Genomic DNA, 18468 nt, shown 5'->3' with positions numbered 1-18468 from the left:
GGTCTATCGGGTTGAAATTTAAATCAACAATAAGCGCGATGCTGTTACAAACATCTCAGTGGAATTCAAGATTACATCTTTAGGTTTTTACATTTTTTAATCAATGTATTGCGTAACGAACAAAGCCCCTATCCAAAATATCTTCAAGCCAGCATCCGCCCTCTATCAATCCAATCATAAATTACGAATTCCAAAGCTAAACTTCAGCCATAAACTTTTGACGGCAGCATAATACTTTCGTTATTAACAAACCGAAACGATAATCGAAATAATTTAATTTCTAATCATAAAAATTAAATTTAAAGAAAGTTTGACGGTAATACTGGTTTTCCATGCATGATAAATATTGACGCTTGCCAATAACAAATAATTTAGGGGGATTAAAATGCTTTTAACTAGGAGCTGGTGATCTTTGTTTAAATTATGTGCAATGAAGAGAAAGGTATTCTCTATCGCTTACGTGTAGGTTGTCCGTGGGGTGATTTGCCCGAATGCTTTGCCTTATGGAATAGGATTTATCGTCCCTTCCTCCGTTGCCCAACAAAAGGAATTTTAATGAGGTTATTCAAGTCATTACCCTCTGATACCGACACTGATTGGGAGTTTATTGATGGCAGTTATGTCAAGGCTCACCAGCATGGTACCGGAGCTGCGTCTGAGGAACCGCAGGGAATTGGACTAAATCGAGGCGGTAATACAAGTAAAATTCATTTACTGGTAGATAGTTATGGTTTACCCATTAAATTTATTCTTACAGGGGGTGAAGTTCATGATAGTAAAGCAGCTAATGAACTGATTGATTTATTACCTCAAGCTGATTTGATCATTGCAGATAAAGGTTATGACAGTGATACCAAGAAAGAAAAAATTCAAAAACAGGTAATGCAGATATAGATTCGTGCTTGTACAAATACAGGCACTTAATCGAAAATTCCTTTGCAAGGCTAAAGCACTTTAGAGCTATAGCCCCACGATACTATAAGTTAAAAATTCATTTTGAAAGTATGCAGGCATTAGCATGCTCAATGATTTGGCTGCCAATGTGAAAGATCAACAGCCCCTAATACCACATTCATTTTAACACGTATAAATGAACAGATAACGAGTGAGATAAGTCAATAAAAAAGGGCCTTGATTTACCCTTAATATGTATTCAATTAATAGGATTCCTCCTATTTTCCCTTTGCCAACTAAGCTAAAATTGCAGTTAGCTTTTAAAGGGAAATATGACTAAAATGGCATTTTGAAGCCAGGGGGCAACTCCATCCCGCCAGTTAATCCGCTCATTTTGCTTTTATTGATCTCTTCTACACGACGCACAGCATCATTGAAAGCAGCTGCGATAAGATCTTCAAGCATCGCTTTGTCATCATCCATTAAACTCGGATCAATATCTACTCTACGTACATTGTGGTTACCCAATAAAGTCACTTTAACCAGACCGGCTCCTGATTCCCCTACCACTTCTGTATTGGCTATCTCCGCTTGCGCTTTTTGCATATTTTCTTGCATCTCTTGGGCTTTTTTCATTAAATCACCCATTCCAGCTTTATTAAACATAGTCACTCTCTTCTTTAATTACATTACTTTAAGGATATCTCTAATTATAACGGTATGATGCTATTTTCATAGATCTTTGCACCATAATCACGCACCCAAGTTTGAATATTTTTATCTTCTTTAATCGCCCGTTTCGCATTATCCAAATATTGCTGATAGAGACGTTGCTCACATTCAATCGGCGTAAGTTCCTCATCCTCTCCGACTTCAATATAAACACTCATTTGATCGCCATAATGAGTTTTTAATTTAGCCTGTAATTGCTCGCATAACCCATTGTTATTAAGTAGATGTTGCTGCTCTATTTTTAGGGTTAATATAATCTGCTGATTGCGCTGTTTCATCACGCTATTTTTCGCTAATAACTTGACCAGTCCCACTAACTGCATCTGTTGAATAAGCACAGACCAGGGATCGGTTAACTTATCTTCAACATATTGACCAATATCGATGGCCGGTAAATCAAGTGACTCATTAGTGAAAAAATCTTGCTCATTTACTGGCGCTTCACCCGCGGAATAAGGCGTATTTTGTGTAGAAACAGGAAGCGCTGTTGTAACGCGCTCTGGCATAAAAGAATGCGCAGCGTCTACATCATCAAAGTCTGTAAGCTCGATATTCGTCGTATCCGACCAATCGTTTGCAACTGTTGGTAATGACTCCTCATAACTCAAAGGCAATGGCTGTTCTTCACAACTATTGTCTGCAACAGTTGTAATAGAAGTAATAGAAGTGCTTTCAAGCTCAGAGCTAGTTACTTTTTCCGATACTATTTGTGGCGCGACAATCTGCTCAGTGTTTTGGTTACCTATTGTCGCCTGTGACTTTTTTGCCTCTTCTCGCTTTAATCTATGGCTACGCAGCATATTACGAGAGTGCGTAACTTCTTTAACTGATTGTTCATGAGTAACGGCTAAATCAGCATTTGCGTCTGCACTAGCGCACTCTTTTTTTTGTGAACTTAATGCCGGCACACTCTCAACAGAGGCCTCATTCTGTTTAAGCGTTTCCACCGTTGCAACCTGATCGGTAGGTAACACTTCGACCGATTGAGGGACATCAGGCTCCCTTAGATTATCAGCCACTGCAGGATCAACGGTCATTGAAGTATCTGCGACAGAGGTAGAACGACTCGGCGTTAACGCAGTAGATTTTAATAAACTTTCATCTAAGGCGATATAATTAGCGGGTTTGAATGCCAACAGACGCATCACGGTCATCTCTAATGCGATTTTACCATTCGGCGCAAAAGCATAATCTTTGTAGCCCTGCAGGGCTATCTGATAATAGAGTTGCACCTCTTCAGGAGTTAACCGCTCAGCCAGTAGCTGGAGAGTGTTTTTTTCAGAAGCCGTGCTTTTATTGCGCATTTGTAACAACGCTATCTGATGGCACAAACTGGCTAATCCTTGATGTAGCTTGGCAAAATCAGCACCTAAATGGACAAATTCTTGTATTTTCTGGAAGACTTTTTCAACATTACCAGAAACAATAAAATGCAGTAAATAGGTGAGATGGCTGCTATCAATAGTACCGAGCATTTTTAATACTGACTGATAATCAATATGTCCAGCGCCAAAAGCCAATGCCTGATCAGTCAAACTCAGTGCATCACGGATGCTACCATCAGCCGCTTTTGCAATAACAGAAAGCGCGGCATGGTCAAATGTCGCGTGTTCATGTTGAAGGATAAAGACAAGCTGTTTCTCAATTTCCTCGGGAAGAATCGCTTTTAAATGAAATTGCAAACAGCGAGATAATACGGTGACCGGCAATTTTTGCGGATCAGTTGTCGCAAGTAAAAATTTAACGTACTCAGGCGGCTCTTCTAAGGTTTTCAACAAGGCATTAAAACTATGCTTGGAAAGCATATGCACTTCATCAATAAGATAAACTTTATAACGCCCCTGAGCGGGTTTATATTGAACATTATCGAGCATTTCACGCGTATCATCGACTTTGGTACGGGATGCCGCATCAATTTCAAGCAGATCAACAAACCGGCCTTGATCAATTGCCTGACAATGGCCGCATTGACCACAAGGCGTTGCAGTTACGCCTTGCTCACAGTTCAAGCTTTTTGCCAGAATACGTGCAATGGTCGTTTTGCCAACACCTCGCGTACCACTAAACAGATAAGCATGATGCACTCTATTTTGTGCCAAACCATTCGATAAAGCAGTGACGACATGTTGTTGGCCAACCACTTCTTGGAAGTTACGAGGGCGCCACTTACGCGCTAAAACTTGATAGCTCACTAAAATTACTCACCTTCAAATTTAACTAATGAAAAATACGGCACATCTAATGCGGTTAATTTTTTGCCACCATTTAATGCAGGTAATTCAATCACAAAGACAGATTCAATGACTATTCCACGGGAACGCTGAATTAATCTAACGGACGCCTCAGCGGTTCCGCCTGTGGCTAATAAATCATCAACTAACACAACCCTTTCACCCGGCTTAATCGCATCGAGGTGAATATGTAATGTATCCGTTCCATATTCAAGTAGATAATTTTCTTTAATGGTGTCACGAGGCAGTTTACCTGGTTTGCGTACAGGCACAAAGCCAGCACCTATTGCAGCGGCTAAAGGTGCGCCAAAAATAAAACCTCGCGCTTCCGTGCCGACAACTTTATCTATCTTTTTATCTTTATAACGTTCAATAAGTAAGTTGATGGTTGCAGAAAATGCGGCGCCATTTGCAATTAAAGTGGTGATATCTCGAAAGATGATACCTGGGATAGGATAATCTGGAATACTTTTTATGCTGTTTTTGATCAGTTGTTGCGTACTTGGTTTCATCCGCTATTGCTCTTCTTGATAAAATAATGGTTAAGGGTAATTAGTTGCTTAGTGATCTGCAAGTCGTTCTCTTATATATTCCTATCTGCACAATAAAAAAATATAAAATAGTGTTTGATAAGAGGCACTACGAGTAAACAACTCGTCTAAATTATGATGCTTCCTTTACTCAGATAAAAGCGCAATAATATCCTTAGTCCGCTTAATCGATCTGACCCGCATAAAGAGTGCTTCACATTCAATATACTGCATTGCAATATATCTTAACCACTGTTTTATCCGTTGTGGATAATATTTCTCTTTAGAGCCCCATGTTTCAAATTCGCTGTATTTAACAAACAATTCTTTTACTTCAGCCCAAGCCATTTTATTATCGCCTTTTAATACCAGAGCGAGGTTCGGAATCGCTAGAGCGCCACGTCCCAGCATCACGTCATCACAGCCACTGGCCGCTTTACACTTCAAGTAATCCTCTTTACTCCATATTTCACCATTAGCGATAACCGGGATATCAACTGACTCTTTAATGAGCTTGATATATTGCCAATGTGCAGGCGGCTTATACCCCTCTTCCTTGGTACGAGCGTGAACGGTAAGTTCTTTGGCTCCCGCCGCGCAGATAGCTTGTGCAATTTCAACACATTGGCTTTTACAGTCCCAACCGAGTCTGATTTTAGCAGATAAAATTTGATCATCCGGGACCGCACCGCGTACCGCTTTTACAATTTGGTAGATAGATTCAGGATCGCGTAACAAAGAAGCACCTCCCAAATTTTTATTGACCGTTCGCGCAGGACATCCGAAATTCAGATCTAATCCTCGTGATCCCATGGAAACAGCGCGGTAAGCATTTTCAGCCATCCATTGCGGATCTTGGCCAAGTAACTGTACCCGAATGGGCGTGCCCGATGCAGTTTTACTATCATTGCGCAATTCAGGACACATTCTATGATACACTTTTCGTGGTAATAATTGATCTACGATACGAATAAACTCGCTGACACATAAATCATAACCACCAATATCAGTCAGTAGCTTACGCATAAAAGCGTCAGCCACACCTTCCATAGGTGCTAATACAACTCTCAAAAACTTCTCCAATCTCTAAACGCCAAGCGCAACCGCCATTATCGGATCTAGTATACCTTTTGTTTAAACAATCCAATAAGAAGATTTGCAGTCCACAGGGCAAGTAAATCTTAGTTACTCTGAAAACATCAAGATCTAGCAGTACAGCTCACATTTTTCTATTTTCCCCACGACAAGCTCTCTTTTATAATAAAAATCGATAACACTCAACACCGTTAGTCATTTATTATTGCAACATAAATAATCTGTATAGAATGTTATACTTGCTCTATTTTTCAAGCCAAAGCAAAATAGTTATGTTAGGAATATTATGTCATTACCCGTGTTAATTTGTGACGATTCAGCGCTTGCACGCAAGGCTATTGCGCGCTCATTACCCAACGATTGGGATATCAACATTAGTTTTGCTGAAAATGGTATATTAGGTCTTGAAGCGATTAGACAGGGCAAAGGCGATGTTGTTTTTTTAGATCTTAATATGCCAGTGATGGACGGGTATCAGGTATTAGAAACAATTTGTAAAGAAGACCTTCCCGCATTAGTCATTGTTGTTTCTGGTGATATTCAGCCCGAAGCACACAAAAAAGTACGCGCATTAGGTGCCATTGATTTTATTCAAAAACCGATTAATCAAACAGTATTAATTAACTTATTAGCTTCTTACGGTATCTATAAAGCGGGTAGCAACAGTGCAATAGAAGATAGCGGAAATATAGAAAACGTCAGTTTACGCGATGCCTTGCAAGAAGTTGCAAATATAGCGATGGGTAAAGCGGGCGATCTGCTGGCGCGTTTGCTTGATGTGTTTGTATTATTACCTATTCCTAACGTCAACACGTTAGAGATCAGTGAATTGCACATGGCATTAACGTCTATTGCCAACGATGCTAATGTCTCGGCTGTTAGTCAAGGCTTCATCAGCGCAGGTATTAGTGGCGAAGCACTGATTATTTTCCATGATTCCAGCTTCAAAGATATGGCGAAATTGCTTAACTACCAAGAAAAAATTGATGATCTTCTTGAAGTTGAGGTGATGAATGATATCTCAAACATCCTTATTGGCGCATTTTTAAATGGCTTAGCACAGCAACTTGATATCCACTTCAGCCAAGGCCAACCTAATGTGCTTGGACAGCACTGTCATGTTAATGATCTGATTCAAGACAGACAAGCCTATTGGCAAAAAACGCTCGCCATTGAGGTCAACTATCGCATTGAAAATCAAAACATTAAATGTGATTTGTTACTTTTATTTACTGAAGATTCAATTGACACCCTCACCAATAAAATAGGATACCTGTTAGATTAATGAGTAATAATATTGAACTTAAAGATATTCATTGGCTTATCGATATGATTCAAAATATCGATGTTGGGCTGGTTATCATCGATCTTGATATGAAAGTTAAAGTTTGGAATGGTTTCATGGAAAATCATTCGGGCCTATTAGCGCGGCATATTGTGGATCGGAAATTAAATGAACTGTTTGAAGACATTCCGAAAGCATGGCTACAGCAGAAAATAAACAGCGTTTATTTATTAAAAAATAAAGCCTTTACCACTTGGGAACAGCGCCCGTTTGTTTTTAAATTCAAAAGCTATCGCCCTATTACCAGTAAAGCAGCGTTTATGTACCAAAATGTCACTTTTTTACCTTTAACAGATATTACGGGTAAAGTGACACAGATTTGTATGATTATTTACGATGTCACCGATGTGGCTTTAAATAAACAAGCTTTTCAGGAAGCCAATAAAAAATTAGAAAACCTCAGCCATACAGATACGCTGACACAATTAAATAACCAAGGACACTGGCGTGAGTGTTGCTTCCGAGAATATAAACGCCACACTCGCACACAGCAACCTTCCTCATTAATTATGCTCGATATTGATTTTTTCAAAAAAGTTAATGATACCTATGGACACCCCTTTGGGGATGAAGTCATTCGTGAAGTGGCAAATTGTTTACGTAAGAATATGCGTGAAACAGATATTGCCGGCCGTTATGGTGGTGAAGAATTTACGTTAATCCTTGTCGATACAGACTTGAAAAATGCACAATTAGTTGCTGAGCGTATTCGTATCGCTGTTGAGGAGTATGACTTTTATTATTTAGATAAACTGGTAAAAGTAACCATAAGTTTGGGTGTTGCTCAGATCACAGGCAATATACCTGATTATAAAACGTGGATAAAAACAGCTGATTTAGGTTTATATATCGCTAAAGATTCGGGCCGAAATCAGATTGGTATAAGTGACCATTAGTTTTTATTTTGCTGACATAAAAAAACAGCGCTTTATAAGCGCTGTTTTTATAAGCCCTAAATTTCAACGTTAATTTAAGCCTAATTTAGCCAACTCTTTATTAACAATCGCTGCTGGTAATGGGATATAACCATCTTTTTTAACTATCGCTTGTCCCTGTTGTGACAAAATCATTTTTAAGAATTCTGTTTGTAATGGTGACAATGGTTTGTTTGGATGCTTGTTTACATAAACATATAAGAAACGTGAAAGAGGATATTTTCCAGTCAACGCATTATCCATAGTCGCTTCAACAAAAGAGCCACCTTTCTTTGAAAGAGCAACCGCTTTAACACCAGCCACTTTATACCCAATACCTGAATAACCGATTGAATTTAAAGATGATGCTACAGATTGTACAACTGAAGCTGAACCCGGTTGCTCATTAACTGAGTTTTTAAAATCACCTTTACACAATGCTTTTGATTTAAAGTAACCGTATGTACCAGAAACTGAATTACGTCCAAATAACTGCATATCCTTATTTGCCCAATCACCGGTTAAACCAACATCAGACCAACGAGTGACATCTTTGCCGCCACATTTGTGTGTTGCAGAAAAAATAGAATCTACTTGTTTAATCGTTAATCCTTCAATTGGATTATCTTTGTTTACAAAGACAGCGAGTGCATCAATAGCAACACGCACAACAGTTGGTTTATAACCATAATGTTGTTCAAACGCTTCGATCTCTTTTGACTTCATTTCACGGCTCATTGGACCGAACTGAGAAGTACCTTCCGTTAAAGCGGGTGGAGCAGTTGAAGAGCCAGCTGCTTGAATTTGGATGTTGATACTAGGATATTGGCGTTTAAACTCCTCTGCCCAAAATGTCATCATGTTTGCTAAGGTATCAGAACCAACAGAGGAGAGGTTCCCTGAAATACCACTTACTTTTGTATACGTCGGTAATGTCGCATCTGCCGCAGAAGCTGCAACAGAGAATAGCGAAGCCGCGCTTAATGTAACTGCTGTTGCTAACGTTTTAAGTTTCATGCAAAACTCCATTATTATCATGGTTGATTAGTTTATAATTAGTATCTATTTATTAAGTTTCAATAGATAAATAGTTACGCCTCCATGGCGATGACGCTAATATGCGCTATTAATATGACACTTTAATGACACCGCTCATGAATGATCGTAATTATAAATGCAAAAAAAAAGCTTGTTATGAAATGTTCATAACAAGCTTAGACCATTTAAAAGCATTGTTTATTTACAAAAACGTCGTACTAATAGAAGTGGGAAAGCAAAAATCCACAACCAGAAGCTTGCTGCACCAGAGCGCTCATAGGAATCTTCTGGTGTATTTAACAACTCAGATTGCCAACAGTTGGGACTAGAATTTGGATCCGTTATCTGCTCATTTCGTGTTAGCTTTAAAGCCACTTGTATCGCATTTACCTTGTTTTTGTAATCATCAGCATTGTCATATTTGTACCCTTCTGCTAATACTGTACCGTTATCATTAATGACACTTGCACTGCGAATACGATAATAAGGTGAGGTCACAACCCCGTCCGTTTCCATGCAGATTAAATCATTAATTAACCAGCTGGCGTCACTTGTCTTATCATATAAAAAGGCCGATTGATTACGCGGGCTAGCAAGGTAAGCGGGATCAGTTTGATCATAATCATCCACCTCACCAACCACAAAACCATCTTTATTAATATCATAGGCGAGACTATTTGCCCCCGTTTTAAAGCCACTCTCGCCCGCTAGACGTTGCCGAGTGGTGAGTACTTTTTTATTTAATAATGGTAATTGGATGTCTGCACTATTGATATCGTAAAGGAAAAACTCAAACGGTTTATTACGCCCTTTAGCAATAGCGTATTCGCGATTCCCAACCACAATATTACTGTCATTGATAGCTTGCGCCCAAGTGTTATAAATACCACTTTCCTGTTCACTGGTACTACCAATATCCGCAGTGGCAGATGAAATGACTGTCGGTTTACCATATTCTCCGGTGTCTAATGGCACCATAATGATCGCACGTTGGTGGCCACCAATTTTACTGTTACTGTATTCAAATGTAGAAGCGCCTACTGCCACACCTGAACTATTAATATCAAATGCGCTCGCGCTAAAGGTCAAGTTTCCGTAATGGGTGGCATTATAACCACTCGCTTTTTCGGGGGAATCACCAAGCCAATGAGTTGCAAGAGGATAGCCGGTTAGGTCATTGATATCACCATTATTAACGATATCTGTGACATCCCAGGCCCATGCCTGAGTGTCAAAACCAGGACAATAAACAAGATCATTAAGCGTACTGATTTGATCACTATTTTCGCTAGCAAAACAATCATTGAAATAGTCCGCGTCGCTATCTGGATAAGAGATACTTGAGCTCCCTACCACCAACGTTTTATCACCCACTTTTTTTAGCTTGTAGGCGCTTGTTAAACCGCCATTACTATCAAAATCAGGCATTAACGAAACGGCCGTTCCATTTTCAGTTTTTATAAAAGCACGGCGAACAAACTCGCGCACACCATTTTCATATGGGGCAGAGGAGTATCCCACCACAAAGCGTTCACTGGCAATCGGATCAGTTACATCGGTCACTTTGACATCGCGATCTGCGTAACTAAGCTCATAAGGTATTTGCACCTGATATGAATCGCTTCCCTTTAATAATGTGTTGCCCATGAAGTAGCTGCTATAACCACTGGCCGCATTGGTTTGTGCATTGCGCCATGCTTGATAGCCATTTTCATAATTTAGATCCCCTTGTGTTTCTGAGCCATAGAACTCAAGATCACAAATAATAGAATCATACTGACAGGGCCGATTAAACGTAAAGGGTAACGCAAGATCGATATTTGTCGGTAATGCAGCTTTCATTGAATAGGTGCCAATAAATTCACCATCATCAGAAATAGCGGAAGGGAAAGGCCCGTAGTTGGCTCCTTCGGCAGTCACATTAATCTCTTCAACTGCATAATAAGGTAGTTGCTCTGCCCAGCTATTATTTGCTAATAGCAAAACCACACTCGCTAAGGATATTGTACATTTCATTTAACTATTTTCCCCATTTTGTAATTCCTCTAAGGCTTCCCAACGCATAAACGCTGTCTCTAATTGTTCTTCTGCACTGGCAAGCTCAGCTAAAAAGGCATCGGCTTCTTTTTTCTCTTTATTAAAAAATGCAGGTGTATTAATCGTTTCCTGAAGCGTTTCCACTTTTGCCTCTAACTCTTCTAATACTCGTGGTAAACCATCAAGCTCTAACTGCAGTTTGTATGATAACTTTTTCTTTGCGGTTGCTTTTACTGCTACCTTTTCTTTTTTTATCGGCGCTTGAGCATCGCTAATAACAGGCTGATGAGCAGCTTCGCTTTGCGTTTTATGGCGTACGGCATCGCTATAACCGCCAACAAATTGAGCAATGTGGCCATTACCATCAAAGAACCAAGTATGCGTCACTGTATTATCAACAAAACTACGGTCATGGCTGACCAGTAACAGTGTTCCCTGATAATTGGCAAGTAGCTCTTCTAATAATTCCAGGGTTTCGACATCAAGATCATTGGTAGGTTCATCGAGGATCAGTAAATTGTTTGGTTTTAAAAATATCTTAGCCAATAAGAGACGATTCTTTTCACCGCCAGATAATGCTTTTACAGGGGTACGCGCACGCACAGGATGGAATAGGAAATCCTGAAGGTAACCGAGAACATGACGTTTTAAACCGTTAACTTCTACTTCCTGTTTACCTTCAGCAAGATTGTCCATCACTGACTTTTCGGGATCTAATGTATCGCGGTATTGATCAAAGTAAGCAACTTCAAGTTTGGTGCCACATTTAATTATGCCGGCATCGGGCTGTAATGTATTTAAAAACAATTTAAGTAAAGTACTCTTACCACAGCCGTTACGACCGACTAAGGCAATTTTATCCCCACGCATAATGGTCGTTGAAAAGTCCCGTACAATAGCTAAGTCGTCATAACTATAAGTGAGGTTTTCGGCTTCAAAGATAATTTTTCCTGAACGGCTAGCAACGTCAATATTGATTTTGGCTTTACCCTGCACATTTTGACGTTCAGCGCGTTCATTGCGCAATGATTTAAGCTCGCGAACACGACCTTCATTACGGGTACGGCGTGCTTTAATGCCTTGGCGTATCCATTTTTCTTCAATAGCTAACTTACGGTCAAATTCAGAATTCTGCTCTTCTTCAACACGTAATGCCTCCTCTTTAGCGATCAGATAATCATCATAACCGCCTGGCCAAGAACTTAAATTTCCACGGTCAATATCAATAATGCGCGTTGATAAACGGCGGATAAATTCACGGTCATGACTGATAAAGACAATGGCTCCCTGAAAACTCAGTAAGAACTGCTCTAACCACTCAATGGTACCAACATCTAAATGGTTGGTCGGCTCATCCAGTAAGAGTAGATCCGGATCATTAACCAATGCTTTAGCCAGCGCGACCTTACGTAACCAGCCACCAGATAACTGATCTAAGGTGGTATCCGGATCGATCGCTAAACGATCTAATATCTGATTAATTTTACTGTCTAATTGCCATGCATCTAACTGATCTATCTGCTCTTGCAGTCTCTGTAATTTGTTTAACTGTTTTTCGCTGCAGTCTTCTGCAATAACATGTAATTGGTGATGATAATCTTTTAAGACTTCCCCCGCATTTTCCATTCCGGATGCAACAAAGTCATAAGCGCTCATGGTATTTGCCGTAGGGGGATCTTGTTCTAAGCGCGCTATTGTGACGTCGTTATTAATCAACAGAGTACCGTCATCTAGTTGAATACGACCGTCTAACACTTTTAATAACGTTGATTTACCTGCACCGTTTCGGCCGACCAGACAAACACGTTCATTAGGTTCTATTACTAAGTTCGATTTATTTAATAATGCGCTATCACCGAAAGCCAGTTCTGCGTTATGTAATGTTAATAATGCCACGTAAATACTCTTTTTATTAGGTATGAATAAAGTCGTTCAACTGCTCAGTGTTGAAGGGCCAGCTGATTGTATTCCCATGCCCATCTTCTATCACAGGGATCAAGTAACCGTATAAATCCACTAACTGTTGATCGTGAACAATATCGATTTTTGAATAAGGAGCTGTTGTTTGTTGTAATAGCTTGACGGCATCATCACATAGATGACACCCATCAGTAAAATATAACACTAGATTTTTATTACTTGTCATATCTGCTTTTTATTACTTATCATGCTTGCTTAGAATCCAACACTGATGGATTTTGCTATTACGTTTGAAGTCTTCAGGAATAGATGACTGACTGATCTCTTTGACATAAAAACCGAGTCCTTTAATGGCGTCGATATCTAACTTAAAACCCCGCTTGTTATTAGTAAAGACAATCTCACCATTGGCATTTAGACGTTCATTTGCAGAGGTTAAGAGTGCGATATGATCATCTTGTATATCAAACACATCAGCCATACGTTTAGATTTTGAAAAAGTAGGCGGATCGATAAAAATCAGATCAAACATCTGGTGCGCATGCTGCAACCATTTAATGCAGTCCTGTTGAATAAACTCATGTACGCCTTTAATACCATTTTCCGCGTAATTTTCTTCAGCCCAATCCAAATAAGTTTTAGACATATCCACATTAGTAGTGGATTTAGCCCCACCGAGTACAGCATGTACAGATGCGGCCGCGGTATGACAAAATAGATTCAAAAAGTCTTTACCTTGCGCCATATTAGCAATACGTGAACGTGTTATACGATGATCTAAATAAAGCCCAGTATCGAGGTTGTCTTGCAGATTAACTAAAAATTTAGCCTGCCCTTCGTGTATCACTAAGGTCTGCTTTTTAGTACTTTCGGGCTGCTGGCGCACTTTTTGACGCTCACGTACCTTAATCACTAACTTGTCGTCAGAAAGATTCAACATATAACGTACCGTTGATACGATATCTAAGAAACGGCGGCGTACTTTACCCGAATCAATCTCTTTGGGCGCACGATATTCGCGAATAATAATATACTCACCGTAGCGGTCAATTGATACATTATATTCAGGTAAATCAGCATCATAGAGTCGATAACATTGAATGTTTTCACGTTTAGCCCACTTTTCTAGCTTGCCCATATTTTTACTTAAACGGTTAGCAAATGCTTCAGAATAAATAGCCGGTTTAATCTGTTTCATTTCTTTTAAAAGCACATCTGATTCGCTGTTAACGTTAACCTCAGGGATAAGCTTATCGCCCGCCCGTCCCATTGTCCAAGGGTTAAGACGCTCTGGGTTTTCAGAAGGAGATGTACTAACCGGTAAAGGCTCTTCGACTTTTTCTTGATTACGTTTTGGTGAAATACGGTAGTTTTTCAGTACACATTCAATTGGCCCATTAAAGAACTTAAAGCTTTTACCCGCGCGCATACCCAAACAGCTAAGCAGTTCAGTATCCATCGCGAACATCGACAAATTCCAACCGGCAAAAGCATCTTTAAAATGAAAACCCAGTTCAGTATAGAGTGCTACAGTATCGCTGAATCCGCCTAGGCGCTCACCGTATGGCGGGTTAGTGATCATCATCCCAGTTTCCAGCTCTGCTGGCGGTAATACTTTTTTCGCATCTGCAACAGAAAATTCAATGAGCTCAGCAACCCCTGCACGCTGCGCGTTTTGACGCGCAATTTCAATCATCTCTTTGCTTAAATCAGATCCATAAAAACGGCTTTCACATTGATTTACCGCACGTTTAGCGTACACCTGAGCAGCGGTTTTTAAAGTTTTCCAACATTCATCATCATGTTTTTTCCACTTTTCAAAACCGAAAGTCTGACGCAATGAGCCCGGTGCAATATTGAGCGCCATCATTGCCGCTTCAATCACGATAGTACCAGAGCCACACATAGGATCTAATAACGCTTCCCCCTGCCAGCCACTGCGCTTAACAATACCCGCCGCTAAGGTTTCACGCATCGGCGCTTCACCAGCAATAGTACGGTAGCCACGCAGATGTAAGGGAGATCCAGAGAGATCTAAAAAAATAGTGGCTTTATCTTTCCATAAACGGCCATTAAAACGGATATCGGCATCGCGTTTTTCGACATTGGGACGATCATCAAATTTTTTACGAAAGCGATCCACAATGGCATCTTTAATTTTTAATGCGCCAAATTGTGTATTACGAATTTCATCGTTACTGCCAGAAAAATCAATAGAGAAAGTGCTGGTAACATCAAAATGTTCTTCCCAAGGAATATTGCTACAGCCTAAATAGAGATCCAGTGAATCGAGTACCTTGAATTCGCTCAATTTTAATAACACACGAGAGGCAAAACGCGACCATAAGCAGACTTTATAACCCTGCTCTAAGGTGCCATCAAAAGTCACACCACCGTTTAACTGCTTGGTATTTTCAATACCCATCTCTTTAAGCTCAACTTCAAGCAATGGCGCTAAACCTTTAGCGGTCGGGATAAAGTAACTTAACATAATGACTCTCAACAATAATAGGGGGAATAAAACAGCGCGTATTATACCCGAACCACACGGAAATGCGAGCGCCAGCGCAATGCTACACAAATCAATAGGTAGAGAATAAAGCGCTCTTTTTAGACTGCGAAAACAGGTCGATATAGCGACATTATTATTGGCAGTTGGCGAAGAGCGGCTAATAATAAAAATGATTAACCAGCATAGAAGAAACTGTCTGTTGAGTTATTCTTAGTAAGTCAAAATGCTTATTCCCCTGTTCTTTGCAGATACAAAATCAACAATAGCTAAGGCACCGTTAATACTGCACAGTTACACAGGTCATCACTTTCAAAGGCCGTTAACTCTCCCGCTTTTAATCCTGGGACAGGAAAAACCCGTACCGTTAAAGGTTTATTTAAGCGGTATGCCATGGTGCCCGTATCGCGCATTAGTGCACTTATTTTTGCTATCGAGGTATCACCAGGAATGGGCACCGTGTCTAACCCTATTCCACATACCGCGCTATAAGTAAGTAACGCGCGAATATCAAAATCACCATCAATAGTGCCCTGTGCAAGGCCTCTATCTTCAGTGACGGCGAGCATCAAACCAGAAAACCCGACTAATGGCATCTCTTTTACTGATTTAAATACGCGTGTTAATAACGCCGAAGCTTCCACTGTACCCGATGCCCCGAAATAAGGAATCCCCATCTGTTTATAAACCTCAACCATACTAGCGCAATCTTTTGAGGGCGCTGCAGAGCTGTCTACTCCCGCAAAAGTAAAGTCGTTGTGATGGTTTTTTTGTTCAAAATCATTGCGGATTTTATTAACAGCGGTCACATGATATTGCAGTGCTTCACTCATCAATTGCTCATAGTCCTTAAAAAATTCATGATGCTGATTTACGCGTCTACTCTGATTGAAATCGTTTAGTACCTGCACTAAGAGATCCGGGGTTTCAAAACCAATCACATACTGATTACCCAGTTCTTTTTCATGATAACTTGCTGGGAAATAGGGAATAAGTGGCTGACAGTTAAAATTAACAGTAAAGTTAAAATTGCCTTCACCACGCGGCGTTATAGCACTAATTTTTACCACCGCGCGCGCCGCTTCCTCAATGAGTTGGTTATCTAATAATCCATCTTCATTTAATGGCACATTGACGCAAGCATTACAAAGGTCGCCATAAGATTGAATTAATTCAGGCAATAATGAGATCTCATGGGCAGTTTTCGCTTCACCAATCGCAAAGCGAATACGTAACCCATCTGATTTGATTGTATTGAGTAACTCACTGAGGTAATACAGATCTGCTTTTGCGGTATTGATATCCTGAGTATTTAAATACTCAGCAAAAGCATTGCTAACAATGCGAATAGATTGCACCTGATAGCCTTGCTCGGTAAATTGACTTGCCAGCGATAAACAAAAATCCGCCGCTTTTTGGATTTCGGTTGACCAACAGTGGCGATTTTTATCGAGCACCAGAAATGTGCTGATCGTTCTTAATTTACATAAAGTTGTAGACTGATAATTCATAAGTTCCTCTTAATCGTTTCGTCCGTGGATCAAGTAAAAGCGCAATTCCCCCAACCACTCTAATATACATGAATCAGCTCGACGATAAACAATGATATTCTAGCCTCGATATTGATGATCAAAGTTATAAATCAACACTTTCTAACAACGAAAATCGCCCCTTATCGGTTACCCGAAAGCGAGCACTGTGTAGCAACTCAATATATTTAACCTCAGTTCTGGATAATGGAAGCGAAATCAGATTAAATATCAACAAGTTAAAAAACATATTATACAGTGCTGTTAGTTTTGCGTAGTTCAAGGCGAATCATCGCAGCAATAACTGGTTATTGGCAGATGATTTAACGCAGAAATACGCGTAAATAACGGTACTGTATCGTTTAGCTTATCCAGAATTGAGGTTATTTACATTTATCACCAAAGGTTAAGGGAAATAATCGCTCAAAAGGTCATCATGTTGTGCGATTATCTATCCCCATGTTACTTCAAGATGTAAAATCAGCAAACATTGGCAATGTAGATGATCGATGACTATATAAGAGCATTTAATAACAGGACATCATTTGATGAGTTATTGGATTAATCTGTGGAGGTGCAGTATTGCGAAGCTAATCAATATTTCAACATGTTTGCAGCTGAAGCCAAAGTAAGCGCTTGCTTAAATAATACTGGACGCTTATTCTTTATAGACACACTTATATCCGCTTTAATGCAAGGAATTAAAATGAAAAGAATGCTCATTATCGCTTTAGCTGTCATCCTCACTGGATGCAGTAATAATAAAAGCATGATTATTGATTATGGCAAAAACGATACGCAGGAAATACAAAAAGTAAATCCCGCAGTTGGCTATCAAGAGCTCGAACAGGCTATTCTATGCTGTGACTCATTAAGTGAGCTTAGTTACTCGCTAATTTCTAACCCCGGTAAATTTGACTTCGTCATCACCTCACAAAATGAAGCCTTTAACTTTACTAGCGGTAAATCGTTCGTCAAAGGCATTGCCCTACCGACATCGGATAGCGCAATTAAAATATCGATATCTTCTCCCATTGTCTCAAGCGTATTTGTGCCCACAATATTGATATTAGATGCACAGTATAAGCCTTTGCGGCTCTATGGAGAGGAAAGCATTACTTATGATAGTGGTTCCTTATTAAATGTTGACCGCCTATTTGCAGATATTGAATTACCAGCCGTTTTTGAAGATGGCAGACATGCAAAATATTTACTTATCCTGACAACAGAAAGTGCAATGCAAGGCAAAACTATACTCGCCTTACCGGACGCCTCTGCAGCAGAAATTGGTCGTGAAGATCTTATTTATAAATTACATAATAACAAACCATTAGCACATACGGCGACGGGTATTGTTAGACTTGCTTTTGATTACAGACCAAGCAGTAAGCTCTTTGCAAAAGAGATAGTAATCAAGAAGCCTATTAGCAGTGAAAAGGCACAATCAATAGTCCCTGTACAGAAAGCGGCAGAGAGTGTCTCAGCAGAGGAGGTTATTAACAACGCGATTCAGCCAGAAAGCGAAGCGATGTTTATCGCGCTGATTGAACAAGCGGTAGAAGATGGAGACTACAAAAAAGCGCTGCGTTTTGTGGTAGAGGCTGAACGAGCAGGGTCAAGCAAAGCCCGTGATGCACTATTTGATGCGGCGAACAAGCAACAAAAGTAAACTGATAATTAACAGCCCCTCCCCC

At 39.9% G+C, this 18468-nt stretch carries 13 protein-coding genes and 1 pseudogene; 4 read left to right on the top strand and 10 right to left on the bottom strand.

Annotated elements, in window-relative coordinates; all coding sequences use genetic code 11:
* Nucleotides 1–429: 429 nt before the first annotated feature.
* Nucleotides 430–1046: pseudogene (locus KSO91_RS11595) on the top strand (IS5 family transposase); the annotation flags it as partial.
* 184 nt (nt 1047–1230) lie between these two features.
* On the opposite strand, the gene KSO91_RS11590 reads toward KSO91_RS11595, so the two are convergent.
* From KSO91_RS11590 to dusC, 4 genes are all read right to left on the bottom strand, one after another.
* Nucleotides 1231–1560 (bottom strand): YbaB/EbfC family nucleoid-associated protein, encoded by a 330-nt coding sequence (locus tag KSO91_RS11590; RefSeq protein WP_238743162.1) that lies wholly within the window; start codon nt 1558–1560, stop codon nt 1231–1233.
* A 44-nt stretch (nt 1561–1604) separates the two neighbouring features.
* Entirely contained in the window at nt 1605–3818 is a 2214-nt protein-coding gene (gene dnaX, locus KSO91_RS11585; RefSeq protein WP_238743161.1) for a DNA polymerase III subunit gamma/tau, read from the bottom strand.
* A 5-nt stretch (nt 3819–3823) separates the two neighbouring features.
* On the bottom strand, nt 3824–4369 hold the full coding sequence (apt, locus tag KSO91_RS11580; protein ID WP_238743160.1) for an adenine phosphoribosyltransferase: 546 nt from the start codon (nt 4367–4369) through the stop codon (nt 3824–3826).
* Nucleotides 4370–4534: 165 nt separating this feature from the next.
* Complete coding sequence (gene dusC / locus KSO91_RS11575; RefSeq protein ID WP_238743159.1) at nt 4535–5458, bottom strand: tRNA dihydrouridine(16) synthase DusC; 924 nt, start codon at nt 5456–5458, stop codon at nt 4535–4537.
* A 310-nt stretch (nt 5459–5768) separates the two neighbouring features.
* Here dusC and KSO91_RS11570 point away from each other — a divergent pair, with 310 nt between their 5' ends.
* Complete coding sequence (locus KSO91_RS11570; RefSeq protein ID WP_238743158.1) at nt 5769–6767, top strand: response regulator; 999 nt, start codon at nt 5769–5771, stop codon at nt 6765–6767.
* Nucleotides 6767–7723 carry a sensor domain-containing diguanylate cyclase gene (locus KSO91_RS11565; protein WP_238743157.1) on the top strand — a complete coding sequence of 319 codons (957 nt, stop codon included), beginning with the start codon at nt 6767–6769 and terminating at the stop codon, nt 7721–7723. The genes KSO91_RS11570 and KSO91_RS11565 overlap by 1 nt, the downstream gene beginning before the upstream one ends.
* A gap of 69 nt (nt 7724–7792) precedes the next feature.
* Here the strand turns inward: KSO91_RS11565 and KSO91_RS11560 are convergent, their stop codons facing one another.
* From KSO91_RS11560 to KSO91_RS11535, 6 genes are all read right to left on the bottom strand, one after another.
* Nucleotides 7793–8758, bottom strand: coding sequence for a PstS family phosphate ABC transporter substrate-binding protein (locus KSO91_RS11560; protein WP_238743156.1), 966 nt, complete (start codon nt 8756–8758; stop codon nt 7793–7795).
* A gap of 219 nt (nt 8759–8977) precedes the next feature.
* Nucleotides 8978–10795 (bottom strand): DUF3466 family protein, encoded by a 1818-nt coding sequence (locus KSO91_RS11555; protein WP_238743155.1) that lies wholly within the window; start codon nt 10793–10795, stop codon nt 8978–8980.
* Complete coding sequence (gene uup, locus KSO91_RS11550; RefSeq protein ID WP_238743154.1) at nt 10796–12712, bottom strand: ATP-binding cassette ATPase Uup; 1917 nt, start codon at nt 12710–12712, stop codon at nt 10796–10798.
* A 16-nt stretch (nt 12713–12728) separates the two neighbouring features.
* Nucleotides 12729–12962 (bottom strand): glutaredoxin family protein, encoded by a 234-nt coding sequence (locus KSO91_RS11545; RefSeq protein ID WP_238743153.1) that lies wholly within the window; start codon nt 12960–12962, stop codon nt 12729–12731.
* Between the two features lie 12 nt (nt 12963–12974).
* Complete coding sequence (gene rlmKL, locus KSO91_RS11540) at nt 12975–15227, bottom strand: bifunctional 23S rRNA (guanine(2069)-N(7))-methyltransferase RlmK/23S rRNA (guanine(2445)-N(2))-methyltransferase RlmL (RefSeq protein WP_238743152.1); 2253 nt, start codon at nt 15225–15227, stop codon at nt 12975–12977.
* A 287-nt stretch (nt 15228–15514) separates the two neighbouring features.
* A complete protein-coding gene (locus tag KSO91_RS11535) occupies nt 15515–16756 on the bottom strand; it encodes a DUF711 family protein (protein ID WP_238743151.1) in 1242 nt (413 codons plus the stop codon).
* A gap of 724 nt (nt 16757–17480) precedes the next feature.
* Between KSO91_RS11535 and KSO91_RS11530 the strand changes: the two genes are divergently transcribed.
* Entirely contained in the window at nt 17481–18443 is a 963-nt protein-coding gene (locus tag KSO91_RS11530) for a MalM family protein (protein WP_238743150.1), read from the top strand.
* Nucleotides 18444–18468: the final 25 nt, after the last annotated feature.

Origin of the sequence: Psychromonas antarctica (assembly GCF_022267535.1) — a bacterium.
GTDB lineage: Bacteria > Pseudomonadota > Gammaproteobacteria > Enterobacterales > Psychromonadaceae > Psychromonas > Psychromonas antarctica.
Note: the sequence above shows the minus strand (reverse complement) of the source record. Positions and strands in the feature narration are given on the sequence as shown.

Bases quoted from the DNA above. Each gene is read 5' to 3' on its own strand.
- KSO91_RS11560 (WP_238743156.1), bottom strand. From the start codon at position 8,758: ATGAAACTTAAAACGTTAGCAACAGCAGTTACATTAAGCGCGGCTTCG.
- KSO91_RS11535 (WP_238743151.1), bottom strand. From the start codon at position 16,756: ATGAATTATCAGTCTACAACTTTATGTAAATTAAGAACGATCAGCACA.
- rlmKL (WP_238743152.1), bottom strand. From the start codon at position 15,227: ATGTTAAGTTACTTTATCCCGACCGCTAAAGGTTTAGCGCCATTGCTT.
- KSO91_RS11545 (WP_238743153.1), bottom strand. From the start codon at position 12,962: ATGACAAGTAATAAAAATCTAGTGTTATATTTTACTGATGGGTGTCAT.
- KSO91_RS11565 (WP_238743157.1), top strand. From the start codon at position 6,767: ATGAGTAATAATATTGAACTTAAAGATATTCATTGGCTTATCGATATG.
- KSO91_RS11530 (WP_238743150.1), top strand. From the start codon at position 17,481: ATGAAAAGAATGCTCATTATCGCTTTAGCTGTCATCCTCACTGGATGC.
- KSO91_RS11590 (WP_238743162.1), bottom strand. From the start codon at position 1,560: ATGTTTAATAAAGCTGGAATGGGTGATTTAATGAAAAAAGCCCAAGAG.
- KSO91_RS11570 (WP_238743158.1), top strand. From the start codon at position 5,769: ATGTCATTACCCGTGTTAATTTGTGACGATTCAGCGCTTGCACGCAAG.
- KSO91_RS11555 (WP_238743155.1), bottom strand. From the start codon at position 10,795: ATGAAATGTACAATATCCTTAGCGAGTGTGGTTTTGCTATTAGCAAAT.
- apt (WP_238743160.1), bottom strand. From the start codon at position 4,369: ATGAAACCAAGTACGCAACAACTGATCAAAAACAGCATAAAAAGTATT.